Here is a 26,583-nt window from a genome sequence, read left to right as displayed (position 1 = left end):
CCGGGCCCCGCCGCGCTAGATCTTGCGGAGCAGGACCGAGTTGACCGTGTGGTTCGCGCCCTTCTTCAGCACGAGCGTCGCCCGCGAGCGCGTGGGCAGCACGTTCTCGAGCAGGTTGGGCTCGTTGATCGCCCGCCACACCTGGGTCGCCGTCTCGACGGCGTCCTCGCGCGACAGTGACGCGAACCGGTGGAAGAACGAGTCCGGGCTGGCGAAGGCCGCTTCCTGCAGCGCCAGGAACCGGTCGACGTACCAGGACTCGATGTCCTTGGTCTTCGCGTCGACGTAGATCGTGAAGTCGAACAGGTCCGACAGCGCCAGACGCCCGTGCAACGGCGGTGCGAGCACGTTGAGACCCTCGACGATGAGGATGTCCGGCTGCCGCACGACGATCTCGGCGTCGGGCACGATGTCGTAGACCAGGTGCGAGTAGTACGGCGCCCGGACCTCGGTCGCGCCGCTCTTCACCTGGCTGACGAAGCGCAGCAGGGAGCGTCGGTCGTAGGACTCGGGGAAGCCCTTGCGGTCCATGATCCCGCGGCGTTCGAGCTCGGCGTTCGGGTACAGGAACCCGTCGGTCGTCACGAGTTCCACCCGCGGGGTGTCCGGCCAGCGCTTCGTCAGCTCGCGCAGCAGTCGGGCGACGGTGGACTTGCCGACGGCGACGGACCCGGCGACGCCGATCACGAACGGGGTGCGTCCGGCCCGCTCGCCCAGGAACCGGCTGGTCTCGGCGTGCAGGTTCCGCGCGCCGGCGGCGTAGAGCGTGAGCAGCCGCGACAGTGGGAGGTAGACCTCCTGCACCTCGTGGATGTCGAGCCGGTCACCCAGCCCGCGCAGCTGGACGATCTCGCGCTCCGTCAGGGACAGGTGCTCCTTCGGCGCGAGCTGGGACCACTCCGCGCGCGGGATCTCCACGAAGGGGGTGGGGTGCGCGACGGTGGTCTCCGGGATCGGCATGGGATCGAGCGTACAGACGGGAGGCCCGGATCACGTGCGCCGATCGGCGCACGCGATCCGGGCCTCCCGTCCGGAACCGCGGGTCGCGCCGGGCGCGACCGAGGGCGACGGATCAGGCGGGGAGCGCTGCCTCGATGGCGGCGATGACCTCGGGGGCGTCGGGCTTGGTGGTCGGACGGAAGCGGGTGACGGTGCCGTCCGGGGCGACGAGGAACTTCTCGAAGTTCCAGATCACGCGGCCGGCCTTGCCCGCGGCGTCTGGCGTCTGCTTGAGCTCCTTGTACAGCGGGTGTGCGCCGCCGCCGTTGACCTTGACCTTCTCGGACATCGGGAAGGTCACACCCCAGGTGGTGGAGCAGTACTCGTCGATGGCCTCGGACGAGCCGAGCTCCTGCAGGAACTGGTTGCTCGGGAAGCCCAGCACCGTGAAGCCGCGCGGGCCGTAGGTCTTCTGGAGCTCCTCGAGCTGCTCGTACTGCGGTGCGAGTCCGCAGCGCGACGCGACGTTCACCACGAGCACCGCCTTGTCGCCGTACTCGCCGAAGGTGGTCTGCTCGCCGTGCAGCGTGGTGATGGCGATCTCGTCGAAACGTCCCATGGACCGGAACCTAGTCGACCATGTCGAGATCGGCCTGACGACGGACGAACGCGCGCATGTGCGGCACGGTGAAGGCGATCCTGCCGCGCTGCGGTGCGAACACGATTCCCTTGCTGATCAGGCCGTGCCGGGCCTGACTCGTTGCGTTCGCCGCAACGCCGAGCCGCGAGGCCACCGCTCCGGTCGAGGACTCGCCGTCCTCGTCATCGGCCATGGCGACGAGGTACTGCCGTTCGGAGGGCGTCGCACTCGCCCAACGGCCGGGGAAGAACCCGCTGTCGAGTTCTGCGTTGCCACGATCGATCGCGCCCACAGCGTCTGCCTCGGTGATGCGCTTGTCCTCGGCGAGATCCCACGCCGCTGCCCCGTAGGTCTGCAGGAAGTAGGGGTACCCGCCGGCCGCGTCGAGCAGGACGTCGAGGGCACTCGCGTCGAAGGTCACGCCAGCACGTCGCGCCGGGAGCACGAGCGCGTCTGCCGCGGCGCCTGACGGCAACGAGCCGATCTCGCGGTAGTCGAACAGGCGCTCGGCGGAGGACTTCGCGGACGTGAGTGCGCCCGGAACGCTCGGGAGCCCGGCTCCGACCACGACGAACGGCCACCCCCGTTGCCCGGCGCGGTGCTGGACCGTGAGCAACGCCCCCAGGAGCTCGGGTTCGAGGTCCTGGAGTTCGTCGATGAACAGGGCGATCACCCGCTGTTGCTCGCGGAGGGCCGGCGCGAGGTCCTCGATGAGTTCCTCGAGGTCGATCTCGATCACGCCCGTGTCGGCTCGTCCCGATGCTGCGTCGATGTCGATCGAGAACCCGAGCCCGCCGAACTGCACACCGAAGGACTTGACGGTGGCGAGCGCGTCCCGCACCGCGGCGGACATCGCGCGTCCGCGATGCAGTCGCCGGGCAGCGAGCGCGATCTCGCGGGCCAGGCGCCGCCGAGTCGTCTGTCGTCCGGAGTCCGAGGTCTGCCCTTCGACGTCGACGACGAGCCAGCCGGCGCCGTCCGCCTGGATCCGGAACTGGTTGAGCAGCACCGTCTTGCCGACTCCTCGGAGGCCATGGAGCACCAGGCTCCGTCCGGTCTGCCCACGACGCGACCGAGCAACCAGCAGATCGAACGCGTCCACTTCGAGCTGCCGGCCGACGAGCTCGGGTGGACGGAGGCCGGCGCCGGGGGCGTACGGGTTCAACTGGGCGTGCATCTGTCTGATTCTACGTGATTCTGTCTTTCGCGACAGAGTTGTCGAGAAAGCACGAGACCGCACGACCGGTCTCGATCTGGTCTCCTCACAAGGTGGTGGTCGGAGGAGACCATAAGATCGACGCCATGTGTGGAATCGTGGGTTACGTCGGCAGCAACAGCAGCACGGACGTGCTCCTGGGGGGCCTGCGTCGGCTGGAGTACCGCGGGTACGACTCGGCCGGCATCGCGGTGATCGACCCGTCGGGCGACATGACCTCGGCGAAGAAGGCCGGCAAGCTGCAGGCCCTCGTGGACGAGCTCGAGGCGCACCCGATCCACGACGGTGGCACCGGCATCGGTCACACGCGCTGGGCCACACACGGCGGACCGACGGACGAGAACGCGCACCCGCACCTGGCCGACGGCGGCAAGCTCGCGCTCATCCACAACGGCATCATCGAGAACTTCTCGGCGCTGCGCGAGGAACTGGTCGCCGAGGGCGTCGAGTTCCTCAGCGAGACCGACTCCGAGGTCGCCGCGCACCTGGTCGCCCGTGCCTTCCGCGCCACGGGCGACCTGACCACGGCGATGCAGCAGGCCGTGCAGCGACTCGACGGCGCCTTCACGCTGCTGGTCGTGCACGCCGACCAGCCCGGTGTCGTGGTCGGCGCCCGTCGCAACTCGCCGCTGGTGGTGGGGCTTGGCGACGGCGAGAACTTCATGGGCTCCGACGTCGCCGCGTTCGTGGCCTACACGCAGCGGGCGCTGTCGATCGGGCAGGACGAGATCGCGACGATCCGTCCCGACGGCGTCGACGTCATCCACTTCGACGGCACGCGCGCCGACCCGGACGAGTTCGAGGTGAACTGGGACGCCTCGGCCGCGGACAAGGGCGGCTGGTCCTCGTTCATGGCGAAGGAGATCTCGGAAGAGCCCGAGGCCGTCGCCAAGACGGTCCTCGGCCGCGTGCACGACGGTGCGGTCACGCTGACCGACCTCGCGCCGATCGCCGAGCGTCTGCAGCACGTCGACCGCGTGATCGTGATCGCCTGCGGCACCGCGGCGTACGCTGGCATGCTCGGCAAGTACGCCATCGAGCAGTGGGCCCGCGTGCCGGTCGAGGTCGAGCTCGCGCACGAGTTCCGGTACCGCGACCCCGTGCTGAACGAGAACACCCTGGTCGTGTCGATCAGCCAGTCCGGCGAGACGATGGACACGCTCATGGCCGTCAAGTACGCGCGTGAGCAGGGTGCCCAGGTGCTCTCGATCTGCAACACCCAGGGTGCGACGATCCCGCGTGAGTCCGATGCGGTGATCTACACGCACGCCGGCCCCGAGGTCGCCGTCGCATCGACCAAGGCGTTCCTGGCGCAGGGCGTCGCGCTGTACCTGCTGGGGCTGCACCTGGCCACCATCCGCGGCACGATGACGCCCGAGCAGATCGCCGAGCAGGTCGCCGAGCTCGAGGGGCTGCCGGCCAAGCTGCAGCAGACCATCGAGGACGCCTCCGGGGTCGCCGAGCTGGCGAAGTGGATGGCGGACACCCGCAGCGTGCTGTTCCTCGGCCGCCACGTCGGGTACCCGATCGCCCTCGAAGGTGCGTTGAAGCTCAAGGAGCTCGCCTACATCCACGCCGAGGGCTTCGCCGCCGGCGAGCTCAAGCACGGTCCGATCGCACTCATCGAGCCGGGCCAGATCGTCTTCGTCATCGTGCCGTCGCCGCGTGACGCCCGCTCGCTGCACCCGAAGGTCGTGTCGAACATCCAGGAGATCCGCGCGCGCGGTGCCCGGGTCATCGCGATCGCAGAAGAAGGGGACGCCGCCGTGCTGCCCTTCGCCGACGAGGTGCTGCGCATCCCGCTCGCCACGCCGCTCTTCGAGCCGCTGCTGGCCGTCGCGCCGCTGCACATGTTCGGCATGGAGCTCGCCGCCGCCAAGGGACTCGACGTCGACCAGCCACGCAACCTGGCGAAGTCGGTCACCGTCGAGTAGTCGGACCGTGATCATCGGCATCGGTGTCGACGTGGTCGACCTGCAACGCTTCGAGCGGGTGCTGACCCGCACACCCGCCATGCGGACGCGCCTGTTCACCCCGGCGGAGCAGGTGCGCGACGGGGAGCCCCGTCCGGTGGCGTCGCTCGCCGCGCGCTTCGCGGCGAAAGAGGCACTGATCAAGGCGTTCGGGTCGAGTGCGGGGTTGAGCTGGCAGGACCTCGAGGTCGTGTCCGACGACCAGCGGAACCCGTCGCTGACGCTCCGCGGGCAGGCGCAGCAGGTGGCGGGCGCGCGTGGCGTCATGTCCGTGCACCTGTCGCTCTCGCATGATGGTGGGATCGCGACGGCATTCGTCGTCATCGAAGGAGCAGGGGACACGGCTTGAGTGCGTTCACGGGCATCACCCTCGACCGGGAGGCTCTGATCGCCAACTACGCGACGCTCGCCGAACAGGTGGCTCCGTCCGGCGTCATGGCGGTCGTCAAGGCGAACGGGTACGGACACGGTGCGGCTGACGCCGCCCGGGCGTTCGTCGACGCCGGCGCCGACTGGCTCGGCGTCGCCGACATCGACGAGGGGATCGCGCTCCGCCAGGCGGGCATCGACGAGGACGTCCGGATCCTGGCGTGGCTGCACGCGCCCGACGAGGACTTCCGCCGCGCGGCCCAGTTCGGCATCACCCCGGCGGTGTCGAGCGTCGAGCAGCTCTCGAGCGCCGCGGACGCCGAGGTCCCGGCCGTGCACGTCTGCGTCGACACGGGTCTCAGCCGGAACGGCGCGGTGGAGTCCGAGTGGCCCGAGCTGTTCGACCGGGCCGGTGCCCTGGCACGCAGCGGAGCCCGGACCCGCGTCGAGGGGCTCATGTCGCACCTGTCGAACGCCTCGCGCACCGACGACCTCGACCAGGACGCCGGGCTGCAGCGAGCGCTGGACGGCCTGGCGGCGCGTGGCATCCGTCCGGACGTCGTGCACCTCGCTGCCAGTGCGGCGAGCATGGCGCTCCCCGAGACCCGTCGCGACCTGGCCCGGGTCGGGATCGCGCTGTACGGTCTCAGTCCGTTCGCCGACCGCTCGTCGGCCGACCTCGGCCTGCGCCCGGCGATGCGCCTGACGGCATCGGTCCTGCGCACCGTCGACGTCCCGGCCGGCGACGGCGTCAGCTACGGCTACACCTGGCGTGCCCAGACCAACACGCGGCTGGCGGTCATCGGGCTCGGGTACGCCGACGGCCTCGACCGGGCGTTCGGCAACCACGTGTCGGTCCGCATCGGGAACGCACGCTTCGCGGTCGTCGGCCGGGTCGCGATGAACGCCATGCACGTCGACATCGGGGACGCGGACGTGTCCGTCGGCGACGAGGTCGTGCTGTGGGGCGACCCTGCGAACGGCGACCCCGCGGTCGAGGACTGGGCAGCGGCCGTCGGCACCATCAACTACGAGGTCGTCGCCCGGCTCGGGCGGAGCATCGAACGGAGGACGACGTGAGTGCGCGCCTGCGCCAGGCCGTGATCGACCTGGATGCCTACCGCGCCAACCTCGACCTGGTCCGCGAGTGGATGGACCCGGTCGAGCTGATGGCGATCATGAAGGCCGACGCCTACGGGCACGGCCTCGAGCCCATCGCGCTCGCCGCCGTCGATGCCGGCGTCCGGTGGATCGGCGTGCTGACGGTGCCTGCGGCGCTGCGGCTCCGGTCGATCGGTGTGGGCGAGGACGTCCACCTGTTCACGTGGCAGCACGACCCTGCGCTGGACTTCCGCGACGCGATCGACTCCGCGGTCGACCTGGGTGTGTCGAACGTCGCCGAGTTGCAGCGCGTCATCGACGCCGTCGACCACCGACCGGCGCGCGTGCACCTCGGCGTCGACACGGGGCTGCACCGCGACGGCGCCTCGGCGGCCGACTGGCCCGGGCTCGTCGCGCTCGCTCGGGATGCTCAGCGTGCGGGGCGGATCGAGGTCGTGGCGGCGTACACGCACCTGGCCGAGTCGTCGGACCAGGACGACGCCAGCGCGGTGTCGCTGTTCGACCAGGCAGTGGAGCAGGCCGAGGACCTGGGGCTCGACGTGCCGGTCGAGCACGTCGCGGCGTCGCTGGCGGGACTGGAGCGCAAGGAGTACCGCAAGGACATGGTCCGGATGGGTGCCAACCTGTTCGGCATCCCGGGCGCCGACGGTGTGTCGGCAGCCGATCTGGGGCTGGAACCCGTGATGACGCTGACGGCTTCGGTGGCGAAGACCAAGCGGGTGCCGGTGGGCACCGGAGTGTCGTACGACTACACGTACCGCACCGCGACCGAGACGACGCTCGCGCTGGTGCCCGTCGGGTACGCGGACGGTGTCCCGCGGCTGGCGCAGGGTCGGGTCGAGGTCGCGATCGGCGGCACGCGCTACCCGATCGCCGGCCGGGTGGCGATGGACCAGTTCCTGGTGGACGTCGGGGACGACGACGTGCGCGTGGGCGACACCGTCGTGCTGTTCGGCACGGGTGAGCACGACGAGATGACCGTCCTCGAGTGGGGTCAGGCGCTCGACACGATCGGCGAGGAGATCGTCTGCCGGATCGGGCAGCGGGTCCCGCGGGTCTACGAGGGGCACTCCGTCGAGGGCCGCGTCGGCGATCACCTGCGCGGGGAGCACCCGTGACCGTCCTGCTCGACACCTCCGTCGCGACGACTGCGGCGATGGGGGAGCTCGGTGCCCGGCTCGCCCAGGTGCTGCGTGCCGGTGACCTCGTCGTGCTGACGGGGCCGCTCGGGGCCGGCAAGACGACGATGACCCGCGGACTCGGGGCTGCTCTGGGTGCCCGTGGTCAGGTGTCGAGCCCGACGTTCGTGCTCGCACGGACCCATCCCACGACGGCCGGACCCGACCTGGTGCACGTCGATGCCTACCGCTTGAGCGACCCCGTCGAGCTCGACGACCTCGACCTCGACTGGGACGGCGCGATCGTCGTCGTCGAGTGGGGCCGCGGCATGGTCGACGGCATCAGCGACAGCGTGCTCGACGTCGAGATCAGCCGCTCGACCGGTGCCGACGCGGCCGGTGCCGACCAGGACCTCGACCCCGACGACGTGCCCGACGAACCGCGCCGCGTCGTCGTCACGGGTTCGGGCCCGCGCTGGGACCGCGTCTCGCTCTAGTCGTCGGCGGGGCGGACGATGCGGTTCTGGTAGGCCCACACCACGGCTTGCAGCCGTGACCGGACGCCGAGCTTCGGCAGGATCCGGGCGACGTGCGACTTCACCGTCGACAGCTCGACGACGAGCGCCCCGGCGATCTCCTCGTTCGACATGCCCTGCGCCAGCAACAGCAGCACGTCGCGTTCACGGGCGGTGAGCAGGCCGTCCGCGCGGTCCCCCGTCACCGGCTGCAGCTGCCGGCGCTCGACGAACTCCCGCAGGACCCGTCGCGTGAGCTGGTGGTCGATCGTGCCGTTGCCCGCAGCGACCTGCCGCACGGCGTCGATGATCGTGTCCGGGTCGGCGTCCTTGAGCAGGAAGCCGGACGCCCCGGCCTCGAGCGCGCCGAACACCAGGTCGTCCAGGTCGAACGTCGTCAGCATGAGCACGGACACGGCAGGGTCGGCGTCGGGAGCGCAGAGCTGCCGGGCGACCTCGATGCCGTCGACCACCGGCATCCGGATGTCCAGGCAGGCCACGTCCGGACGGGTGCTCCGGGCGAGCGCCAGGGCCTCGGCGCCGTCGCTCGCGACGCCGACCACCTGGATGTCCGGCTCCCCGTCCAGCAGTGCGACGACGCCGGCCCGCACGAGTGCCTGGTCGTCGGCGACGAGCACGCGGATCACGGTGTCGACCCGTCCCGGGGCAGGACGAGTCGCACGTCCCAACCGCCGTCCGACGCGGGGCCGTACGACAGGTCCGCCCCGACCAGGTCCGCGCGCTCCCGCATGCCGACCAGCCCGAACCCGCCCGAGGAGGTCGGCGGCACGGCCGGGTGACCGGTGGACGCGCGTGTCGGTGCGTCGTTGTGGACCACGATCGTGACGCGGTCCGGGGACCGGTCGTCGACCTGGACGGTGCACAGGGCACCCGTGGCGTGCGTGGCGGCGTTGGTCAGGGCCTCCTGGACGGTGCGGTACGCGGCGAGCTGTGCGAGCGGACCGACGCCGGCACCCACCGGAGCCTCGGGGTGGTCCGTCAGGACGGAGTACGCGGCCTCGACGGGTGCCCGGTCGACCAGCGCGGGGATCGTCGCGAAGGTCTCGACCGACCGCTCGGCAGTCGTGTCGTCACGGAGCAGCCCGACCAGGCGGCGCAGGTCGTCGAGGACGGCCGTGCTCTGTGCACGGACCTGCCGGACGCCCGCGTGCGCCTTGTCCGGTTCGGTGTCGATCTGTCGGTCGACCACTCCGGCCATCAGCGCGATGCCGGACAGGTGGTGCGCGGCGATGTCGTGGAGTTCGCGGGCCATCGCCGCCCGTTCACGGGACAGGGTGGCGTCGACCATCGCCTGGTGTTCGGCCACCAGCGCGCGCTGTTCGTCCCGACGGGCGGTGGTGACCTCGCGGCGGGACCGCACCACCAGGGTCGCGAGCAGCGGCAGCGCGATGACGCCCACCGCCTGCAGGAGGCCCTGGCCGACTCCGGCGACGACGGGTGCGCCGTACGCCGTGGACGAGTTCACCGTGACACCGGCGGCCACCAGGACCGCCGCACCACCGAGGGCTGCCCATCGGCTGAGCGGCGGCACGGTGAGCACGAGCAGGACGACCGCGACCCCCACCGGCAGCGCCGACAGGCCGTACAGCGGACCGCTCACCGCCGCCGGCAGGAGCGCGAGCACCGCGGTGGCCACGAGCACGGATCCCGGCATCCGGCGGACCGGCACCAGCGCCGCGGACTGCGCGAGCAGCACGACCAGCAGCAGCCACCACCCACCGGTGCCCTGGTCCCGCCCGAGGGCGGGGACGCCCAGCGAGGCACCGTCCGGGTCGGCGGCGTCGATCGCGGGGAGGGACAGCAGCAGCCCGACGCCGACGATCGCGGTGAGGGTCGCGACGACGACGTCCCGGCGACGGACGGCCGTGTCCGTGCGGGCGTCAGCGCTGGCCATGAGCCGAGTCTAGGGAGGTGCGTACGTCGCGGTCGCCGGTGTACCCGAGCCGGCCGCGCGTGCCGATCACGATCGCCGTCGCTGCCACCGTCGCGCCGACGAACAGGACGAGCACGCCGCGATCGCCGTCGATGCCCGGGAACATGTCGGTCCACAGCACCGAGACGGTGTTGTTCACGCCCACGTGCAGCAGCATCGACAGCGGCAGGCTCTCGCCGGTGCGGTTGAACACCCACGCCATGACGACGTTGAAGGTGATCGTGAAGCCGGCGAAGAGGACCGGGGCCGTCCAGTGCGCGTCCGGCCAGCCGCCCCAGTCGCTGAGGAACAGGGGCATGTGCCAGAGGGCCCAGAGCGGACCGAGCACGGCGGCGGCACCGAGCGGGCCGAAGCGGCGCTGCAGGCGGGGGAGCGCGAAGTCGCGCCACCCGGGCTCCTCGGACAGGCCCGTCGTCACCATCTGCAGGGCCAGCCCGGGGATGATCGTGGCGAGCGCCAGCAGCGACGGTGCACGCATCACACCACCGGATGCGACTGCGCCGGCGGCCACGACGACGAGCGGCACCGCGACCAGGGCGAGCACGTACCAGCGCCACGAGACGCGCCAGCGCCAGAGCCGCCCGACCCAGGTGCGGAGACCGGCACGGCCGTCGGTGGCCGCCGTCACGACGAACGCGGCACCGAGCGGCCCGAGGAGCGCCCCGGGCAGGACCCCGGCGAGCTGGCCGGAGCCGAGCAGTTCCGGGATGTGCAGGTCCCACACGCCCAGGCCGTGCGGGGACAGCACGTAGGGGATCCAGGCGAGCCAGCTGAGGCCGCACGCCAGCACGGCGAACGCGACGAGCGGGTGCCGCTGGACGACGTTCGGGGCGCTCGGGCGCGGGGCCGTCGTCCGCGGGTGGTCGATGGTGGTCATGATGTCCTCCGTCGGGGTGCGGCCGACGTTCGGCCACACATCGACGCTAGGAACCAGCGTTCACCCGGACGACCGGCATCGGGACGAGGTCCCGCACACCATCCCTTCGGATGAGAGCGCGCGCGGACCGCGGGATCAGTTCAGGATCTCCCCGCGCTCGTCAGCGGGCCGGTCGACGATCCGCTCCCGCCACCACTGCAGGGCCTCGGGTGTCAGCCGGGTCCAGTCGGTGACCTCGGCCACCACCCGGACCGGCTCGGTACTGCGGTACGAGCGCGTGGGGTTGCCGGGGAACTTCTTGTCCGTGACGTTCGGGTCGTCCTCGAACGGGCCGGTCGGCTCGACGCGGTACACGTGCGGCGCGACCCCCGCGACCGGCTCGGCGGGGTCGTGCGGCGCGACCGCCTCGGACTCCGCGCTCGCACGGGCGCGCAGCTCGACGGCGAGTTCCGCCGCCATGCCTGCCCCGTCCGGCAGCGCCGTGAAGTACACGTGGCGCATCACCACCTCGGGCCGGTAGTTCGACCGGAACCCCGCGGTCAGCAGATCACCCGCCTGCAGCACCGCGGTGGTGCCGTGGAAGAACGGCCCGTCGTCCTGTACGTCGCCCATGGGCCCCAACCTACGACCGGACCGCCCTGATCCGGAACGGTCCGGGCCACGGGTCAGGGCTGGTACGTGTACGTGGTGATCCAGTCGATGTACAGGTGTCCCGCCTTGCCCCAGTTGCCGGTCTGGAACATGTAGCGGTGCGGGGTCTTCGGGACGTCCTTCGTCACGGTGGCGATGACCCGGTCGTCCAGCAGGTAGCGCACGGACTTCCCCGGGATCCACTCGACCGAGTAGGTGTGCCAGTCGCGCCAGGAGACCCGGGTGGAGACGCTCGTCGCGGTGTCCTCCTTGCCGGCGATCATCGAGTGCTGGTGCAGCATCGGGGACGTCTCGTAGTTCGCCTCCGGGTAGTCGATCTCGCCCTCGGTCCAGTTGTTCGAGGTCGGCCAGAGGATGAACGCCGCACCGTTCGTGTCGCCGCCCACGGCCCGGGCCCGGACGGTGAACTTCCCGCCGACGAACGACCACGCGCCGTTCTTCGTGCCGAAGGTCCCGGCCGCGCCACGCGTGCCGCTGAGTGCGATGTCCATCATCCCGCCCGTGGCGCTGATCTGGGACCCGGACCAGTACTGGCCGTTGCCCATCCCGTCCGGGTAGGGCTGCCACGAGTTGGCGTAGGTCTTCGCGAACGGACCGTTCGCCGCGGCGGCGGTGCTGAAGGACTCGAGGTAGTTCTGCTTGAACTTGCCGATGTTGCCGACCGGCACCCCGGCGGCCTGCGCGGCGCTGCCGTCCGCCAGCGGCGCGGCGATCAGAGCCGAGGTGACGACGAGGGCGACCAACGCCGTCCTGGTGAAGCGCTTGTGCATGAGCGGACACTCCTTGGGATGGAGCCCTCCCGACGGGCTCGTACAAGAGCCTGTCGGTCACCTCTCCGAGTGCGGAAGTGCCGGGGTGTCCCCAGTGGGAGGGCGAACCAGACCGTCTGTCCGCGATCGACCTGTCCATGTACCACGCCGGGTGTCTTCCCAGGCTGACGGCACATTCCCAGCGAACGGGGGACAGGCCACCGGGGGTGATGCGGCCCGAGCGCGCGCCTACGATGGACGGGTGCTGCTCGCGATCGACACCTCCGCCGGGACCTCCGTCGCCGTGGTCGACCCCGCCACCCGCCAGGTCCTGGCCGAACGGTCCACCGAGGACACCCGCCGCCACGCCGAGGTGATCGGCCCGTTCCTGCAGGACGTCCTGTCCGACGCCGGCATCACCGCCGCCGACGTCACGGGCGTCGTCGCCGGCATGGGACCCGGCCCCTTCACGGGTCTGCGCGTCGGCATCGCCGCCGCCCGCACGTTCGCCGCGGCGCGCGGCGTCCCCGTCCATCCCGTCGTCAGCCACGACGCGGTCGCGGCGGCAGCGGCCGACGGCGAGCCGTTCGTCGTCCTCACCGACGCCCGTCGCCGCGAGGTCCACTGGAGCGTCCACGACCAGACCGGCGCACGCACCGCGGGTCCGGGTCTCGCCAGGCCCGCCGACCTGGACGACGTGCTGGGGGCCTCCAGTGGGTTCCGGCGGGTCACCGCCGTCACCATCCCGGCCGGGAGGCTCGGGGTGCTCGCTGCAGACCGGCTCGCCGTGGGTGCGCCCTTCGCCGACGACGCGCCCCTCTACCTCCGCGACCCCGACGTCACCATGCCCGGAGCCCCGAAGCGGGTGGCCCGGTGACCCTGCCCGACGGGCTGCGCCTGCGGCGCGCGCACCCGCAGGACCTGGACGACGTGATGTGGCTCGAGCACGCCTCGTTCCCGACCGATGCCTGGTCGTCGTCGCAGATGTCGGCCGAGCTGTGGTCGCCGCACGGCCACTACGTCGTCGTGGAGACCACCGACGGGCCAGCACCCACGGTCGTCGGGTACGCGGGACTGTCCTCGCTGGCCGGCAACCCCGTCGCCGACGTGCAGACCATCGCCGTCGCCGCCGAGCACCGCGGGTCGGGCATCGGCCGGGCCCTGTTCACCGAGCTGCTGGACGAGGCCCGTCGTCGTGGCGTGCACGAGGTCTTCCTCGAGGTCCGCGCCGACAACCCCGTCGCCCAGGCGATGTACACCGCGTTCGGGTTCGAGCACATCGCCACCCGGCCGCGCTACTACCAACCCGACGGCGTCGACGCCCGGGTGATGCGGCTGGCACTGCCGAGCGCGGCCACCCGACCCGGACCGATCGGACAGGAGGCCGTGGATGGCTGAACCGCTGGTGCTCGGCATCGAGACCTCGTGCGACGAGACCGGCATCGGGATCGTCCGCGGCACGACCCTGCTGGCCAACGTCATCGCCTCGAGCATGGAGGAGCACGCGCGCTACGGCGGGGTCGTGCCCGAGGTCGCGGCCCGTGCCCACCTCGAAGCGATGACGCCCACCCTGGCCCAGGCGCTGGCGCAGGCCGGCGTGACCCTCGACGAGCTCGACGCCGTTGCGGTGACCGCCGGCCCGGGGCTCGCCGGCGCCCTGATGGTCGGGGTCGGCGCCGCGAAGGCGCTCGCCGTGGCCACCGGCAAGCCGCTGTACGGCGTGAACCACCTGGTCGGCCACGTCGGTGCCGACGTGCTGCGTGCCGACGGCAGCGCCCTCGAGCTGCCGACCGTGGCGCTGCTGGTGTCCGGCGGGCACACGTCGCTGCTGCTCGTCCGCGACCTGGTGGGTGACGTCGAGCTGCTCGGTGAGACCATCGACGACGCCGCGGGCGAGGCCTTCGACAAGGTCGCCCGGCTGCTCGGCCTGCCCTACCCGGGCGGGCCGCAGATCGATCGCGCCGCCGCGGACGGGGACCCCACGGCGATCCGGTTCCCCCGGGGCCTGACGCTGCCGAAGGACCTGGCGGCGCACCGGTACGACTTCTCGTTCTCGGGCCTGAAGACCTCGGTCGCCCGGTGGGTCGAACGCTGCCGCGACGAGGGGACCGAGGTGCCCGTCGCCGACGTCGCCGCGTCCTTCCGCGAGGCCGTGGTCGACGTCCTGCTGACCAAGGCACTGAACGCCTGTCGTGACACCGGCGTGCCCCGGCTGCTGCTCGGCGGTGGTGTCGTGGCGAACGCCCGCCTGCGTGCCGTGGCGACCGAGCGCTGCGCGGCCGCCGGGGTCGAGCTGCGGATCCCGCCGCTCGACCTGTGCACGGACAACGGTGCGATGATCGCCGCGGTCGGTGCCCGGCTGGTCGCCGAGGGGCATCCGCCGAGCGACCTCGGCCTGGCAGCGGACTCCACGCTGCCGGTGACGACCGTCCAGGTCTGAACCGGCGGCTGCCGGCTGTGGGAGGATTCCTGTCGACGGCCGCACGGGTCGTCGGGAGGGGTGCAACGTGTCCGATCAGAACCAGTGGCCGAAGCCGGGCGAGCAGCAGCCGGACGGGCAGCGCCCGGATGCGTCGACTCCCGCCCCCGGATCCGCCGCCGAGCCGAACGGGTACGGCCAGAACACCCAGCAGCAGCCGTACGGACAGCAGCAGCCGCAGCAGCCGGCCCAGCCGCAGTACGGGCAGCAGCCGCAGCAGCCGGCCCAGCCGCAGTACGGGGCCCCGCAGAACCCCTCGGCGCCGCAGCCTGGCCAGTACAGCCAGCCGGGTCAGTACGGCCAGCCCGGTCAGTACGACCAGTCGGGCCAGTACGGCCAGTCGGGTCAGTACGGCCAGCAGGGCCAGAACGGTCAGCCCGGCCAGTACGCCCAGCCCGGCCAGTACGCCCAGCAGCCCGGGCAGCAGCAGTACAACCCGTACGCGCAGCAGGGGCAGCAGAACCCCTACGCCGCCTCGGCGTACCAGCCCTACGCCCAGCAGCCCAAGACGAACCTGCTGGCGATCCTGTCGATCGTGTTCGGCCTCGGCGCGATCCCGCTGTTCTTCATCGCGGTCCTGCTCGGTCCGGCCGGGGCGATCCTCGGCCACGTCGCTCTCGGCAAGATCAAGCAGAGCGGCGAACGGGGCCGCGGTCTGGCGCTCACCGGCATCATCGCCGGCTGGGTCATGCTCGGCCTGTGGATCCTGTGGATCGCCGTGGTCGTCTTCGCGATCGGGCAGTCCGCCAACTACTCCGACTACGACTCCGGTTCGAACTCGGGCGCCTTCGTCCTCTGACGGACCGGCCGACGGGCCGGCGAGGCCGACGCGGCACCGTCGACCGCGGCCAACGGCCCGCGGTCCTCGGCTCGCTGTCCGATCAGCTGGCCGCCTGTGGGAGCCGTTCGCACAGCACCGCGGTGTGGCGGCCCTCCAGGCGGGTCAGCACCAGCGTCACCTGCCGGGTGCCGCCGCGCAGCCGCAGGCGCTTCCGGAACTGCGCGGGGTCGACGTCGACCCCGCGCTTCTTGATCTCCACGGTGCCCACGCCGTCGGCCGCCAGCCGAGCGCTGAGCTGCTTGACGTCGAGCGGCAGGGTGTCGAGCACCCGGAACCCCTGCGCGAACGGCGTCGTCACGGCCTGGTCGCTCGTCACGTACGCGATCCCGTCCGACAGCATGTTCCCCTCGATCGACCGTGCCAGGTCACCGATCAGCCGGGCCCGGATGACGGCACCGTCGGGTTCGTAGAGGTACGCGCCGATCGGGCCGACCCCGACGTCCGGGGCGTCGGCGTCGCCCGTGAGCTCGGCGATGCCGTGGGCGCCGATCACGGTCGCTGCGCGTCGGATGCCCGGGCGGGCGAGGGGCCCGAACCACAGGGCGAGCTCGACGACCTCGCGGTCGACGGACGTCCACTGCGCCTCGGCCGCGTCGGGGATCAGGTCGCGGTCGATGCCGGGGCCGAGCTTCACGCCGGTCGGGGTCGTGGTGGCGGCGGCGAACACCGTGTCGAGCGACGGGGACCAGTCGTCGGGGTCGGCCAGTCGGCGGGTGTTCGTGTGGCCGCTCGTGCGTCGGGCCGGGTCCATCCAGACGCCGTCCACGCGGGACAGGTCGAACGTGCCCGCGTCGCCGAGCTCGACGCGGGCGTCGTCCCACAGCGCCAGGTTGTGGGTCGCGACGGCCGCCGTGACCTCGTCGCGGTCGACGGCGGTGACGTCGAGGTCGAGCGCGGCCATCGCCATCGCGTCCCCGCCGATGCCGCAGCCCAGGTCCGCCACCCGGCGCAGCCCGGCAGCGGCGAAGCGCCCGGCGTGCTGCGCGGCGACCGACAGCCGTGTCGCCTGCTCGAGGCCGGCCTCGGTGAACAGCATCCGGCTGGCGAAGTCGCCGAACTTGCCGCGGGCCTTCTGCCGCAGTTTCGCCTGGGTCAGGACCGCGGAGACGAGCGCCGGGTCGTGCCCCTCGCTGCGGAGCCGTGCGACCACCCGGACGATCTCACCGCCGTCGGAGACCGCGGGGGTCCGGTCGAGCAGCGCCATGCCGTCCGGCGTCAGCAGCTGTGCGAGTTCGGTGGCGTCCATGAGACGATCCTCCCATCGACGGGAGTCCTGGCACTCGGATTGACCGAGTGCCAGCGGCCCCCTACAGTTGGACCTGGCACTCTCGTGTGTCTAGTGCCAACCGGTTTTCATCTCTACCGAGTCAGTACCGAGAAAGAAGAGGTCACCGTGGCCGTCACCATCAAGCCGCTCGAAGATCGCATCGTCATCCGTCAGGTCGAGGCGGAGCAGACCACTGCGTCCGGTCTCGTCATCCCGGACACCGCGAAGGAGAAGCCGCAGGAGGGCGAGGTCGTGGCCGTGGGTCCGGGTCGCATCGACGACAACGGCAACCGCGTCCCGCTCGACGTCGCCGTCGGCGACAAGGTCATCTACTCGAAGTACGGCGGCACCGAGGTCAAGTACTCGGGCGAGGACCTGCTGGTCCTGTCCGCTCGCGACGTCCTCGCCGTCATCGAGCACTGAGCCCGAGGCTCAGCTCCTCGTCGAACGCCCCGTCGGTCCCCGGACCGGCGGGGCGTTCGCCGTTCCGGTCGCGGGGCGCGGTGGCCGTCCTGGAGGCCCGGCCTGCGTCGTCCTGTCGGCGCACGTCCGTAGCATTGCCGGGTGAGTGAGCGCGTGGCCAGGAGCGAAGCATCCGTCGGGGTCCTGCAGGCCGTCGTGGCCTACGGGCTCTGGGGGCTCATGCCGCTGCTGTTCACCGCGATGGCTCCCGCCGGCGCGTTCGAGATCGTCGCCTGGCGGATCGTCTTCGGGCTGGGGTTCTGCGCCGTCGGCATCGCCGTCACCCGCTCGTGGCGCCGGACCCGCTCGCTGGTCGCGCAACGCCGGGTGATGGGCGTCATGGCGGTCGCCGCGGTGCTCATCGTCGTGAACTGGACCGTGTACGTCCTCGCGACGACGACCGGCCACACGGTCGAGGCCGCGCTCGGGTACTTCATCAACCCGCTCGTCACGATCGCGCTGGGCGTCGTGCTGCTGCGCGAGCGCCTGCGGCCGGCGCAGTGGGTGGCGGTCGGCATCAGCATCGTGGCCGTCGTGGTGATCGCCGTCGGGTACGGGCAGATGCCGTGGATCTCGATCGTGCTGGCGTTCTCGTTCGGGCTGTACGGCCTGGTGAAGAAGCGCGTCGGTGGCACGGTCGACGCGCTGAGCGGGCTGACGATGGAGACGATGTGGCTCACCCCCGTCGCGGTCGTCGCCCTCGTGGTGATGGGACTGACGGGGCTGGGCGGCGGGATCACCTTCGGCAGCGCCGGCTGGGTGCACGCGCTGATCATGGTCGCCGCGGGCCCGGCGACCGCGGTGCCGCTGCTGCTGTTCGCGTCCTCGGCCCGCCGGCTGTCGCTGTCGACGCTCGGGCTGACGCAGTACCTGACCCCGGTGATGCAGCTCGTCGTGGGCGTGGCCGTCCAGCACGAGGCGATGAGCCCGTCGCGGTGGACCGGCTTCGCGATCGTGTGGCTCGCGCTGCTGATCCTGACCACCGACTCGTTCGTGGCGAACCGGCGCGCCCGGCGCGCCCCGCTGCCCGCGGCAGCCGCCTGACGGAGCCGGCCCGGGCCTCCCGTCCGCCTGCTGCCCGCCGCCGTTCACCGTCCGGCCCGTGCGCCGAGTCTCGGCATGGCGGACAGATTGCGGCGTCCGGACGCCGCAATCTGTCCACGGGCCCGAGACTCGGCGACGGCAGAGCCCGCCGCCGCCGGACGCGGAACGGCCCCGACAGCAGTGCTGCCGGGGCCGTCCTGGTGACGCGTGTTACTTCTTGACCGAGCCCTGGATGGCGCTCTGGTAGACGGGCTTGTTGTCCCCGTCGAACTTGTAGATGCCGATGTAGGCGCTGGACGGGTCGTTGTTCGCGTCGAACGGACCGATGCCCGACGGGCCCGTGTAGTGGATGTCCTTGCCGCCGTCGAGCAGCTTCTTGCAGTCGGCGAACGTCGAGCACTCGGTGCCGCCGTCGGCCCCGGACACCTTGTCCATGTTGGCCTGGATGGTGCCGGCGTCGGTGCCCTTGCCCTTCACCGCGGCCAGCGCGGCCAGGGTGGTGGCGTCGTAGGACTCGGCGGCGTACGAGAAGTCAGCGAGGTCCTTGCCGGACGACTTCTTGTAGTACGCGACCAGACGCTGCTTCAGGTCGTCCTTGGGCGAGGCGCCGGGGATCGTGCCCTGTGCACCGTTCAGCGTGCCCGGGTCGAAGTCCTTGGCGTAGTCGGCGGTGTTGCCGTCCGACATGTAGGTCTTCGACATGTCCCAGCCCTGCGAGACGAGCTCGGGGACGATCGACTTCGTCTCGTCGAACGCCAGCACGACGATCGCGTCCGGCTTGGCGGCCAGTGCCGCGGTCACCTCGGACGAGAACGTGGTCTGTCCGGGCGGGAACTCCTGGCCCTTGCCCTTGCCGCCGTAGACGACCTGGCCGCCGGACGACTCGATCGCTTCCTGCACCGAGTTGCGCAGGCCCGTGCCGTACGTGTCGTTGAAGACGATGAACGCCACCTTGGCGTTGCCGTCACCCGTGATGAGCTGCCCGAGCGCGGAACCCTGCACCGAGTCCGGCGGAGCGGTCCGGTAGTAGTACGACGAGTAGCCGGACAGGTCGGTCGCGGTGTTGGCGGGGGAGATCTCCACGATGCAGCTGCTGGTGAGCTGGTCGATCACGTTCAGCGTGACCGAGGACGACTCGGCGCCGATCGCCACGGGAACCTTCGCGTTGACGAGCTTGGTCGCTGCCGAACTCGAGACGGTCATGTCCGTGCTGTCACCCGAGTCGGTCTGCGGGTCGATCGAGACGTCCTTGTCCAGCACACCGCCCGCTGCGTTGATGTCGTCGACGGCGAGACCCACGCCGGACTCGGCCGGCGGGTTCAGGTACGCGAGTGAACCCGTGAGCGGCAGGATCGTGCCGATCTTCAGCGCGTCGGTGCTCGGGGATGAGGGGGCCTTGCAGCTGGACGCCGGGTCCTTCTTGGCCGACGAGGCCGACGAGGACGGGCTGGAGCTGCCTGCGGTGGAGCATGCCGCGAGCAGCACTGCGGCTGCTCCCGCCAGTGCCAGCGCCGTGGTGACGCGGGTGGTTCTGATCATCCGTGGAACCCTTTCTCGGCACGGAGGCCGTGTGTCGCATCGGGTCGAGTGCGACGCCTCCGTGTGGATGCGAGCAAAAGTAGGGCGATTGTGTTTCGCCCGTGTGACGAAATCCGAACCTGGACGTTTCGTTACCGAGCCGTGACGAAGCTGTGCAAGCGCTCCGGAACGATCCGACCCCGGGGACACGACAGCGGCGGCCCTCGTCGAGGACCGCCGCGCTCGTTCGTGCCGGGTGCGCGCTACCGGGTGTAGTTCGGCGCCTCGACCACCATCTGCACGTCGTGCGGGTGCGACTCCTTGAGCCCGGCCGCGGTGATGCGGACGAACTTGCCGCGCGCCTTGAGCTCGGCGACGGTGCGGCCGCCGACGTAGAACATCGACTGCCGCAGCCCACCGGTGAGCTGGTACACGACGTTGCCGACCGACCCGCGGTAGGGCACCTGGCCCTCGATGCCCTCGGGGATGAGCTTGTCGTCCGAGGGGACATCGGCCTGGAAGTACCGGTCCTTGGAGTACGAGGTCTTCTTGCCGCGAGTCTGCAGCGCGCCGAGCGAGCCCATCCCGCGGTACGCCTTGAACTGCTTGCCGTTGACGAACACCAGGTCGCCGGGGGACTCGTCCGTGCCCGCGAGCAGTGAGCCGAGCATGACGGTGTCGGCACCGGCCACCAGGGCCTTGGCGATGTCGCCCGAGTACTGCAGGCCACCGTCGGCGATGATCGGCACGCCGGCTTCACGCGCGGCCAGCGACGCTTCGTACACCGCGGTCACCTGCGGCACGCCGACACCGGCGACGACGCGGGTGGTGCAGATCGAGCCCGGACCGACGCCGACCTTGACGGCGTCGACGCCCGCGTCGATGAGCGCCTGGGCGCCGGCACGCGTCGCGACGTTGCCGCCGATGACGTCGATCGCCGCGAACGACGGGTCGGCCTTGAGCCGGCGGACCATGTCGAGCACACCCTCGCTCTCGCCGTTGGCGGTGTCGACGACGAGCACGTCGACACCGGCGTCACGCAGGGCGCACGCGCGCTGCCAGGCGTCACCGAAGAAGCCGATGGCGGCGCCGACACGCAGGCGGCCCTCGTCGTCCTTGGTGGCGTCCGGGTACTGCTCGCTCTTGTCGAAGTCCTTGACCGTGATGAGCCCGCGGAGCTTGCCGGCGGCGTCGACCAGCGGCAGCTTCTCGATCTTGTGCTGGGCGAAGATCGCCACCGCTTCTTCGGGGTCGATGCCCTCGTTCGCGGTGATCAGCGGCGCCTTCGTCATGACGTCCCGCACCAGGGTGGTCTGCTGCTCGAACGTCGCCACGAAGCGCATGTCGCGGTTGGTGATGATGCCGACCAGCGTGCCGTCGTCCTCGACGACGGGCAGGCCCGAGACGCGGAACTGACCGCACAGGGCGTCGACCTCGGCCACGGTGGCGTCCGGGGTGGTGGTGACGGGGTTGGTGATCATCCCCGACTCGGACCGCTTGACCTTGTCCACGTAGGCGGCCTGGTCGTCGATCGACAGGTTGCGGTGCAGGATCCCGATGCCGCCCTGTCGTGCCATGGCGATGGCCATGCGCGCTTCGGTGACGGTGTCCATCGCTGCGGAGAGCAGCGGGACGTTGACCGAGATCCGCTTGGTGAGCCGGGACGCGGTGGACGCCTCGCTCGGGATGACGTCGGTGTGCCCCGGCAGGAGCATGACGTCGTCGTACGTGAGTCCGATGAATCCGAACGGATCCGGCTGGTCCATGGGTCCCCTTCGTGGGCGAGGTGAAGTGGTCTGCAACACCGGACGCAGCGTCGGGTTCCGGATGGACCATGCTAACGCGCGCGCCCCGTTGCGCATTCCGGCTCCCGGTGGCGTCGATCCGGACAGGAGGCCCGCCCCACCCCCGGCAGGCCCGTTCCTCCACAGGGTCACAGTTTCGGCACGAATCACACAGGGAACGTTTCGGAAACACCCGCGACACAAATTCCCCATAGGTTCCTCGGCATCCGAACGAGAGGCTCTTCCGTGGGATCCATCACTCCTGCGGGGCCGGCGCTGTTGCGCCGGTTCCGCCCCGGGGCACCAGGTCGTCGCCGACTGCTGCTCGTCGTCGTGCTCGTCGCGGCGTTCCTGGCGACCTTCGCCATCGACTGGGCCGTCAGTGCGCCGGCGATCGGTGCGGGCGCGACGCCCACGGCATCGGCGTCCGCGTCGGCATCGACCGGGCCCGCGCCGTCGAGCACGCAGCCCTGCACCGTCAGCACCACGAACGGCTGTATCCAGGGCACGATCCTCGACTCGGAGCGCAAGCCCGCAGCGGGCGTGGCCGTCGACGTCGCCGGACCGGGCGGCTTCACCGCGACCTCGACCACCACGGACGCCGGGCGCTGGTCGGTGAGCGTGCCGGCAGCCGGGCAGTACAGCGTCACCGTCGACCAGGACACCCTGCCGAAGGGGCAGTTCCTGACGAACGCTGCGGACGCCAAGCGCGAGGTGCAGGCGAACCTCAACGCGAACGCGGGACAGATCTTCCAGCTGTCCGACCAGAAGGGCGCAACCACGTCGGACGCGTCCACGAGCGTCAGTCCGGCCCGTGCCTGGCAGCAGTTCGTGTCCGGCATCCGGCTCGGGCTGCTCCTCGCCCTCGCCTCGATCGGCCTGTCGCTGATCTACGGCACGACCGGGTTGTCGAGCTTCTCCCACGGCGAGCAGGTCACGCTCGGCGGACTGCTGGCGTACCTCTTCGCGAACCAGCTCGGGTGGAACGTCTGGCTGGCCGGCGTGGTGGTCGTCCTGCTCTGCGCGGCGACCGGGTACCTGCAGGACATGGTCATCTGGAAGCCCCTGCGCCGGCGTCGGATCAGCCTGACGCAGCTCATGATCGTGACGATCGGCCTGTCGATCGCGGCGCAGTACGCGTTCCAGTACTTCTTCGGTGCCTCGACCGTCCGCATCCAGCAGAGCAACCCCGACACGGTGACGTTCGCCGGGGTCACGCTGACGGTGCAGTCCTACGTCGCGATGGGCATCGCGCTCGTCGTGCTGATCGCGACCGGCCTGTTCCTGGCGAAGACCCGCTTCGGCCGCGCGACCCGCGCCGTGTCGGACAACCCGGCGCTGGCATCGGCGTCCGGCATCGACGTCGACCGGGTCATCCGGTTCGTGTGGACGCTCGCCGCCGGCCTGGCCGGGCTGTCCGGCGTGATGCTCGGCCTGGTGCTGAACGGCGTGAACTGGCAGACCGGACTCCAGCTGCTGCTGCTGATGTTCGCCGCCGTCACCCTCGGTGGCCTGGGCACCGCGTACGGCGCCCTGGTCGGGTCGATGATCATCGGCGTCGTCGTCGAGCTCACCAACCTCGTGCTGCCGGGCGACTTCAAGTACGCCACGGCCCTCGTCATCCTCATCCTCATCCTGCTGTTCCGGCCGCAGGGCATCTTCGGCCGTGCCGAGCGGATCGGCTAAGGAGCGCCGCCATGGACTACATCGTCAACCTCCTCCAGTCGCTGACCCAAGAGGCCCTCGCGCCCACCACGGCGGCGTTCGCGCTCGCCGCGATCGGGCTGAACGTGCACTTCGGGCTCACCGGCCTGGTGAACATGGGCCAGGCAGCGTTCCTGCTGCTCGGCGCCTACGGCTTCGCGATCTCGATCACGAACGGGCTGCCCTTCGGGATGGCCGTCCTGGTCGCGCTGCTGATCGCCGTCGTCTTCGCGGTCATCCTCGGCATCCCGACCCTGCGGTTGCGGGGTGACTACCTGGCGATCGTGACGATCTCGGGAGCGGAGATCATCCGCATGGTCGGCCGCTCGAGTCTGCTGACCACGACCACGGGCGGCTCGAACGGCATCACCGGCTCGAGCTACCGCGACCCGTTCAACGCGCTGAGCTTCCTACCCGACGGCACCACGACCATCCTCTGGTTCACGTACTCGAACAACGGTGTCAACGGCTGGTGGATCCGGATCGTCGGCTGGGGCCTGGTCGCCCTGTTCACGCTCGTGCTGTTCCTGCTCATGCGCAGCCCCTGGGGTCGCGTCGTCAAGGCCATCCGCGAAGACGAGGACGCCGTCCGGTCCCTCGGCAAGAGCGTCTACTCGTACAAGATGCAGTCGCTCGTGTTCGGTGGCGCACTCGGTGCCCTGGCCGGCATCATCTACGTCCTGCCGAGTTCGGTGCAGCCGGACGCGATGGGCCGCTCGATGACGTTCTTCATCTGGACGGCGCTGATCCTCGGTGGGGCCGCGACGGTGTTCGGCCCGGTGCTCGGTGCCGTGCTGTTCTTCGTCGTCCGCCTGGGCATCCGGACCCTGGCCAGCGACTTCATCCCCAACTCGATCATGAACTCGCAGCAGGCCGAGCAGTTCTCGTACGTGCTCGTCGGCGTCGCGCTCATGCTGCTCATCGTCTTCCGCCCGCAGGGACTCCTCGGGAACAAGAAGGAGCTGACCTTCAGTGTCTGAGTCACCCACGCCCACGACGGCGGTCGCCCACACCCCGGGTGCCGCCAAGCCCGACGCGATCCTGACCGTCGACAACATCACCCGTCGCTTCGGCGGCATGACCGCGGTCGACGTCGACCACCTCGAGGTCCAGCGCGGCTCGATCACGGCGCTGATCGGCCCGAACGGTGCCGGCAAGACCACGTTCTTCAACCTGCTGACGGGCTTCGACAAGCCCTCCAGCGGCAAGGACGCCAGCTGGGTCTTCAACGGTGCGACCCTCGGCCACACCGGCGCCGCGAAGGTCGCCCGCGCCGGCATGGTCCGTACCTTCCAGCTCACCAAGGCGCTGTCGCGGCTGACGGTGATGCAGAACATGCTGCTCGGTGCGAAGGACCAGCCCGGCGAGAACTTCTTCGCCGCCCTGGTCCGGCCGCTGTGGTCGAAGCGCGAGCGCGAGATCACCGCGAAGGCCGAAGAGCTGCTCGACCGGTTCAAGTTGCTGGAGAAGCGGGACGACTACGCCGGATCACTGTCCGGCGGCCAGCGGAAGCTGCTCGAGATGGCCCGGGCGCTCATGTCCGACCCGACGATGATCATGCTCGACGAGCCGATGGCGGGGGTGAACCCGGCGCTGACGCAGTCGCTGCTCGGGCACATCCAGTCCCTGCGCGACGACGGCATGACGGTGCTGTTCGTCGAGCACGACATGCACATGGTCCGGCACATCTCGGACTGGGTCGTCGTGATGGCCGAGGGACGCGTCGTCGCCGAGGGCCCCGCCGGTTCGGTGATGGACGACCAGGCGGTCATCGACGCGTACCTCGGAGCACACCACGACACCGACCTGGGTGACGATGCGCTCCTGAACGAGGAGACCTACGAGGAGCTCAGCGCCGAGGTCGCCCAGGAAGAGCAGACAGACGCGCAGACCACGCAGGGGCACACGACGGCGGACGCCGACGACGACGGGAAGGCGACACGATGACCGACGCGAGCGACGCGGTGAACGCGAGCGGAGCCTCCAGTCCGACCAGCGGTGCGGCCGCGACCGCCACCGTGGAACCGGTGATGCGGGCCAGCGGGCTCGTCGCCGGGTACCTGCCGGGCGTCAACATCCTGAACGGGTGCGACCTCGAGTGCCGTCCGGGCGAGCTCATCGGCATCATCGGGCCGAACGGTGCGGGCAAGTCGACGCTGCTCAAGGCCCTGTTCGGGCTGGTCTCCGTGCGCGAGGGCTCCGTCACCCTGCAGGGCGAGGACATCACGAACATGAAGGCGAACAAGCTCGTGCAGGCGGGGGTCGGGTTCGTGCCGCAGACGAACAACGTCTTCCCCTCGCTGTCCATCGAGGAGAACCTGCAGATGGGCCTGTACCTGCGGCCGTCGAAGTTCGCGGAGCGCCTCGAGGTGATCTACGACCTGTTCCCGGTCCTGGCGCAACGCCGTGGGCAGCGTGCCGGGTCCCTGTCCGGTGGCGAGCGGCAGTCGGTCGCGATGGCCCGCGCGCTCATGATGGACCCGAAGGTGCTGCTGCTCGACGAGCCGAGCGCCGGTCTGTCCCCGGTGCGACAGGACGAGACCTTCATCCGGACGCGCCGCATCAACAAGGCCGGGGTCTCGATCATCATGGTCGAGCAGAACGCCCGCCGGTGCCTGCAGATCTGCGACCGTGGGTACGTGCTCGACCAGGGGCGGAACGCGTACTCGGGCACCGGGCGTGAGCTCGCCGACGACCCGAAGGTCATCGAGCTGTACCTCGGGACGCTCGCCAAGGACGTCGACGCCGCCAAGTAGGGGCGTCGACCCGCCGGTGTCGCTGTGGGGGCGGTGCCGGCACCGAGTGGGGCCGTGCGCAGTCGCTGATGCGCCGCGCGGCCCCGCTCCTCGTGCGGCCGTTCGTCGTGCGGCACGCGGCGCGCGGCGTGCTGCCGTGTGGACGTGCTGCGTGGGGCGTGCGGCCGTGGGGCGTGGTGTGTGGGGCGTGCGGCGTGCTGCCGTGCCCACTGGTCGCGACACCCCGCTCACGTCCGTCGAGTGGTCGCGTTCCGTCGACTCGCGACGCCCCCAGCGACGGTTCGCGACCGGTCGACGACCGTCCGACGGGGTGTCGTGACCGGTCGACGCGCACTCGACGGGCCGGTGGCAGCCTGGAGGCTCGTCCCACCACCGCCACACGGGTAGCGTTCCCGACGTGGACAGGATCGCGGCACGCGCCATGGACGCGCTGGTGTGGGTGGTGTTCGTGGTGCTCTTCGTCGGTGCCGCGCTGCTCGTGAAGGTCGCCGCGCTGCTGCTGGTCGTGCTCGTCGTGCTGGCGCTCGGGCTGGGCCTGACGCTGCGGGTGCTCCGACAGCGCCGCCGCCGCTCGCGCTGACGCACCAGTACCCATGCGGCCCCGC

General features: G+C 70.8%; 27 protein-coding genes. 16 read left to right on the top strand and 11 right to left on the bottom strand.

Annotation, left to right across the window (positions count from 1 at the left end; translation table 11 throughout):
• Positions 1 to 15: 15 nt before the first annotated feature.
• The 3 genes from coaA to MT346_RS15595 all read right to left on the bottom strand — a co-directional run bounded on the left by coaA (position 16) and on the right by MT346_RS15595 (position 2,756).
• Positions 16 to 960 (bottom strand): type I pantothenate kinase, encoded by a 945-nt coding sequence (coaA, locus tag MT346_RS15605; RefSeq protein ID WP_243564014.1) that lies wholly within the window; start codon positions 958 to 960, stop codon positions 16 to 18.
• A 112-nt stretch (positions 961 to 1,072) separates the two neighbouring features.
• A complete protein-coding gene (locus MT346_RS15600; protein WP_243564013.1) occupies positions 1,073 to 1,558 on the bottom strand; it encodes a glutathione peroxidase in 486 nt (161 codons plus the stop codon).
• A 10-nt stretch (positions 1,559 to 1,568) separates the two neighbouring features.
• On the bottom strand, positions 1,569 to 2,756 hold the full coding sequence (locus tag MT346_RS15595; RefSeq protein ID WP_243564012.1) for an ATP-binding protein: 1,188 nt from the start codon (positions 2,754 to 2,756) through the stop codon (positions 1,569 to 1,571).
• Between the two features lie 125 nt (positions 2,757 to 2,881).
• Between MT346_RS15595 and glmS the strand changes: the two genes are divergently transcribed.
• The 5 genes from glmS to tsaE are packed head-to-tail and all read left to right on the top strand — an operon-like array spanning position 2,882 to position 7,874.
• The gene (gene glmS / locus MT346_RS15590) at positions 2,882 to 4,729 is read left to right on the top strand and encodes a glutamine--fructose-6-phosphate transaminase (isomerizing) (protein WP_243564011.1); all 1,848 of its coding nucleotides are present in this window, start codon (positions 2,882 to 2,884) and stop codon (positions 4,727 to 4,729) included.
• A 7-nt stretch (positions 4,730 to 4,736) separates the two neighbouring features.
• Positions 4,737 to 5,117, top strand: coding sequence for a holo-ACP synthase (locus MT346_RS15585; RefSeq protein WP_243564010.1), 381 nt, complete (start codon positions 4,737 to 4,739; stop codon positions 5,115 to 5,117).
• On the top strand, positions 5,114 to 6,217 hold the full coding sequence (gene alr, locus MT346_RS15580) for an alanine racemase (protein WP_243564009.1): 1,104 nt from the start codon (positions 5,114 to 5,116) through the stop codon (positions 6,215 to 6,217). Before MT346_RS15585 ends, alr (MT346_RS15580) begins: the two co-directional genes overlap by 4 nt.
• Positions 6,214 to 7,377: an alanine racemase gene (alr, locus tag MT346_RS15575; RefSeq protein WP_243564008.1), complete on the top strand. Its 1,164-nt coding sequence runs from the start codon at positions 6,214 to 6,216 to the stop codon at positions 7,375 to 7,377. Before alr (MT346_RS15580) ends, alr (MT346_RS15575) begins: the two co-directional genes overlap by 4 nt.
• Positions 7,374 to 7,874 carry a tRNA (adenosine(37)-N6)-threonylcarbamoyltransferase complex ATPase subunit type 1 TsaE gene (tsaE, locus tag MT346_RS15570; protein WP_308221911.1) on the top strand — a complete coding sequence of 167 codons (501 nt, stop codon included), beginning with the start codon at positions 7,374 to 7,376 and terminating at the stop codon, positions 7,872 to 7,874. Before alr (MT346_RS15575) ends, tsaE begins: the two co-directional genes overlap by 4 nt.
• On the opposite strand, the gene MT346_RS15565 is transcribed toward tsaE, so the two are convergent.
• The 5 genes from MT346_RS15565 to MT346_RS15545 form a co-directional block, all read right to left on the bottom strand.
• Positions 7,871 to 8,539: a response regulator transcription factor gene (locus tag MT346_RS15565; protein WP_243564007.1), complete on the bottom strand. Its 669-nt coding sequence runs from the start codon at positions 8,537 to 8,539 to the stop codon at positions 7,871 to 7,873. The genes tsaE and MT346_RS15565 overlap by 4 nt on opposite strands.
• The gene (locus MT346_RS15560; RefSeq protein ID WP_243564006.1) at positions 8,536 to 9,807 is read right to left on the bottom strand and encodes a sensor histidine kinase; all 1,272 of its coding nucleotides are present in this window, start codon (positions 9,805 to 9,807) and stop codon (positions 8,536 to 8,538) included. The genes MT346_RS15565 and MT346_RS15560 overlap by 4 nt, the downstream gene beginning before the upstream one ends.
• Positions 9,794 to 10,723 (bottom strand): CPBP family intramembrane glutamic endopeptidase, encoded by a 930-nt coding sequence (locus MT346_RS15555; protein ID WP_243564005.1) that lies wholly within the window; start codon positions 10,721 to 10,723, stop codon positions 9,794 to 9,796. The genes MT346_RS15560 and MT346_RS15555 overlap by 14 nt, the downstream gene beginning before the upstream one ends.
• A gap of 135 nt (positions 10,724 to 10,858) precedes the next feature.
• Positions 10,859 to 11,335, bottom strand: coding sequence for an NAD(+)--rifampin ADP-ribosyltransferase (locus MT346_RS15550; protein ID WP_243564004.1), 477 nt, complete (start codon positions 11,333 to 11,335; stop codon positions 10,859 to 10,861).
• Between the two features lie 53 nt (positions 11,336 to 11,388).
• Positions 11,389 to 12,144 (bottom strand): glycoside hydrolase family 16 protein, encoded by a 756-nt coding sequence (locus MT346_RS15545; RefSeq protein WP_243564003.1) that lies wholly within the window; start codon positions 12,142 to 12,144, stop codon positions 11,389 to 11,391.
• Positions 12,145 to 12,385: 241 nt separating this feature from the next.
• Here MT346_RS15545 and tsaB point away from each other — a divergent pair, with 241 nt between their 5' ends.
• The 4 genes from tsaB to MT346_RS18485 all read left to right on the top strand — a co-directional run bounded on the left by tsaB (position 12,386) and on the right by MT346_RS18485 (position 15,401).
• The gene (gene tsaB, locus MT346_RS15540) at positions 12,386 to 13,000 is read left to right on the top strand and encodes a tRNA (adenosine(37)-N6)-threonylcarbamoyltransferase complex dimerization subunit type 1 TsaB (protein WP_243564002.1); all 615 of its coding nucleotides are present in this window, start codon (positions 12,386 to 12,388) and stop codon (positions 12,998 to 13,000) included.
• Positions 12,997 to 13,521, top strand: coding sequence for a ribosomal protein S18-alanine N-acetyltransferase (gene rimI, locus MT346_RS15535; RefSeq protein ID WP_243564001.1), 525 nt, complete (start codon positions 12,997 to 12,999; stop codon positions 13,519 to 13,521). Before tsaB ends, rimI begins: the two co-directional genes overlap by 4 nt.
• Positions 13,514 to 14,563 (top strand): tRNA (adenosine(37)-N6)-threonylcarbamoyltransferase complex transferase subunit TsaD, encoded by a 1,050-nt coding sequence (gene tsaD / locus MT346_RS15530; protein WP_243564000.1) that lies wholly within the window; start codon positions 13,514 to 13,516, stop codon positions 14,561 to 14,563. The genes rimI and tsaD overlap by 8 nt, the downstream gene beginning before the upstream one ends.
• A gap of 67 nt (positions 14,564 to 14,630) precedes the next feature.
• Positions 14,631 to 15,401, top strand: a complete 771-nt coding sequence (locus tag MT346_RS18485) for a DUF4190 domain-containing protein (protein WP_243563999.1) — start codon at positions 14,631 to 14,633, stop codon at positions 15,399 to 15,401.
• Positions 15,402 to 15,483: 82 nt separating this feature from the next.
• Here MT346_RS18485 and MT346_RS15520 read toward each other — a convergent pair whose 3' ends face one another.
• Complete coding sequence (locus MT346_RS15520) at positions 15,484 to 16,689, bottom strand: class I SAM-dependent methyltransferase (RefSeq protein WP_243563998.1); 1,206 nt, start codon at positions 16,687 to 16,689, stop codon at positions 15,484 to 15,486.
• Between the two features lie 147 nt (positions 16,690 to 16,836).
• Here MT346_RS15520 and groES point away from each other — a divergent pair, with 147 nt between their 5' ends.
• Together groES and rarD are read left to right on the top strand one after the other, a co-directional pair.
• Entirely contained in the window at positions 16,837 to 17,133 is a 297-nt protein-coding gene (groES, locus tag MT346_RS15515; RefSeq protein ID WP_056121496.1) for a co-chaperone GroES, read from the top strand.
• A gap of 141 nt (positions 17,134 to 17,274) precedes the next feature.
• Entirely contained in the window at positions 17,275 to 18,216 is a 942-nt protein-coding gene (gene rarD, locus MT346_RS15510; RefSeq protein ID WP_243563997.1) for an EamA family transporter RarD, read from the top strand.
• 210 nt (positions 18,217 to 18,426) lie between these two features.
• Here the strand turns inward: rarD and MT346_RS15505 are convergent, their stop codons facing one another.
• Positions 18,427 to 19,755 (bottom strand): ABC transporter substrate-binding protein, encoded by a 1,329-nt coding sequence (locus tag MT346_RS15505; RefSeq protein WP_243563996.1) that lies wholly within the window; start codon positions 19,753 to 19,755, stop codon positions 18,427 to 18,429.
• A 242-nt stretch (positions 19,756 to 19,997) separates the two neighbouring features.
• A complete protein-coding gene (gene guaB, locus MT346_RS15500; RefSeq protein WP_243563995.1) occupies positions 19,998 to 21,500 on the bottom strand; it encodes an IMP dehydrogenase in 1,503 nt (500 codons plus the stop codon).
• A gap of 264 nt (positions 21,501 to 21,764) precedes the next feature.
• On the opposite strand from guaB, the gene MT346_RS15495 reads away from it, so the two are divergent.
• The 5 genes from MT346_RS15495 to MT346_RS15475 all read left to right on the top strand — a co-directional run bounded on the left by MT346_RS15495 (position 21,765) and on the right by MT346_RS15475 (position 26,558).
• On the top strand, positions 21,765 to 23,204 hold the full coding sequence (locus MT346_RS15495; protein WP_243563994.1) for a branched-chain amino acid ABC transporter permease: 1,440 nt from the start codon (positions 21,765 to 21,767) through the stop codon (positions 23,202 to 23,204).
• Between the two features lie 11 nt (positions 23,205 to 23,215).
• Entirely contained in the window at positions 23,216 to 24,202 is a 987-nt protein-coding gene (locus tag MT346_RS15490) for a branched-chain amino acid ABC transporter permease (protein ID WP_243563993.1), read from the top strand.
• Positions 24,195 to 25,169, top strand: a complete 975-nt coding sequence (locus MT346_RS15485; protein WP_243563992.1) for an ABC transporter ATP-binding protein — start codon at positions 24,195 to 24,197, stop codon at positions 25,167 to 25,169. The genes MT346_RS15490 and MT346_RS15485 overlap by 8 nt, the downstream gene beginning before the upstream one ends.
• Entirely contained in the window at positions 25,166 to 25,978 is an 813-nt protein-coding gene (locus MT346_RS15480; RefSeq protein ID WP_374202534.1) for an ABC transporter ATP-binding protein, read from the top strand. Before MT346_RS15485 ends, MT346_RS15480 begins: the two co-directional genes overlap by 4 nt.
• 397 nt (positions 25,979 to 26,375) lie before the next feature.
• Positions 26,376 to 26,558, top strand: coding sequence for a hypothetical protein (locus MT346_RS15475; protein ID WP_243563991.1), 183 nt, complete (start codon positions 26,376 to 26,378; stop codon positions 26,556 to 26,558).
• Positions 26,559 to 26,583: the final 25 nt, after the last annotated feature.

It is taken from the genome of Curtobacterium sp. VKM Ac-2922 (assembly GCF_022815645.1).
In the GTDB taxonomy this organism is placed as follows: Bacteria; Actinomycetota; Actinomycetes; order Actinomycetales; family Microbacteriaceae; genus Curtobacterium.
The sequence above is the reverse complement of the archived record's forward strand: the minus strand, read 5'-3'. Positions and strand labels throughout refer to the sequence as shown.

What these genes read in the sequence shown, in the direction of transcription:
- coaA (WP_243564014.1), bottom strand. Translation starts at nt 960, where the DNA reads ATGCCGATCCCGGAGACCACCGTCGCGCACCCCACCCCCTTCGTGGAG.
- MT346_RS15600 (WP_243564013.1), bottom strand. Translation starts at nt 1,558, where the DNA reads ATGGGACGTTTCGACGAGATCGCCATCACCACGCTGCACGGCGAGCAG.
- MT346_RS15595 (WP_243564012.1), bottom strand. Translation starts at nt 2,756, where the DNA reads ATGCACGCCCAGTTGAACCCGTACGCCCCCGGCGCCGGCCTCCGTCCA.
- glmS (WP_243564011.1), top strand. Translation starts at nt 2,882, where the DNA reads ATGTGTGGAATCGTGGGTTACGTCGGCAGCAACAGCAGCACGGACGTG.
- MT346_RS15560 (WP_243564006.1), bottom strand. Translation starts at nt 9,807, where the DNA reads ATGGCCAGCGCTGACGCCCGCACGGACACGGCCGTCCGTCGCCGGGAC.
- MT346_RS15555 (WP_243564005.1), bottom strand. Translation starts at nt 10,723, where the DNA reads ATGACCACCATCGACCACCCGCGGACGACGGCCCCGCGCCCGAGCGCC.
- MT346_RS15550 (WP_243564004.1), bottom strand. Translation starts at nt 11,335, where the DNA reads ATGGGCGACGTACAGGACGACGGGCCGTTCTTCCACGGCACCACCGCG.
- MT346_RS15545 (WP_243564003.1), bottom strand. Translation starts at nt 12,144, where the DNA reads ATGCACAAGCGCTTCACCAGGACGGCGTTGGTCGCCCTCGTCGTCACC.
- tsaD (WP_243564000.1), top strand. Translation starts at nt 13,514, where the DNA reads ATGGCTGAACCGCTGGTGCTCGGCATCGAGACCTCGTGCGACGAGACC.
- MT346_RS15520 (WP_243563998.1), bottom strand. Translation starts at nt 16,689, where the DNA reads ATGGACGCCACCGAACTCGCACAGCTGCTGACGCCGGACGGCATGGCG.
- MT346_RS15505 (WP_243563996.1), bottom strand. Translation starts at nt 19,755, where the DNA reads ATGATCAGAACCACCCGCGTCACCACGGCGCTGGCACTGGCGGGAGCA.
- guaB (WP_243563995.1), bottom strand. Translation starts at nt 21,500, where the DNA reads ATGGACCAGCCGGATCCGTTCGGATTCATCGGACTCACGTACGACGAC.
- MT346_RS15490 (WP_243563993.1), top strand. Translation starts at nt 23,216, where the DNA reads ATGGACTACATCGTCAACCTCCTCCAGTCGCTGACCCAAGAGGCCCTC.
- MT346_RS15480 (WP_374202534.1), top strand. Translation starts at nt 25,166, where the DNA reads ATGACCGACGCGAGCGACGCGGTGAACGCGAGCGGAGCCTCCAGTCCG.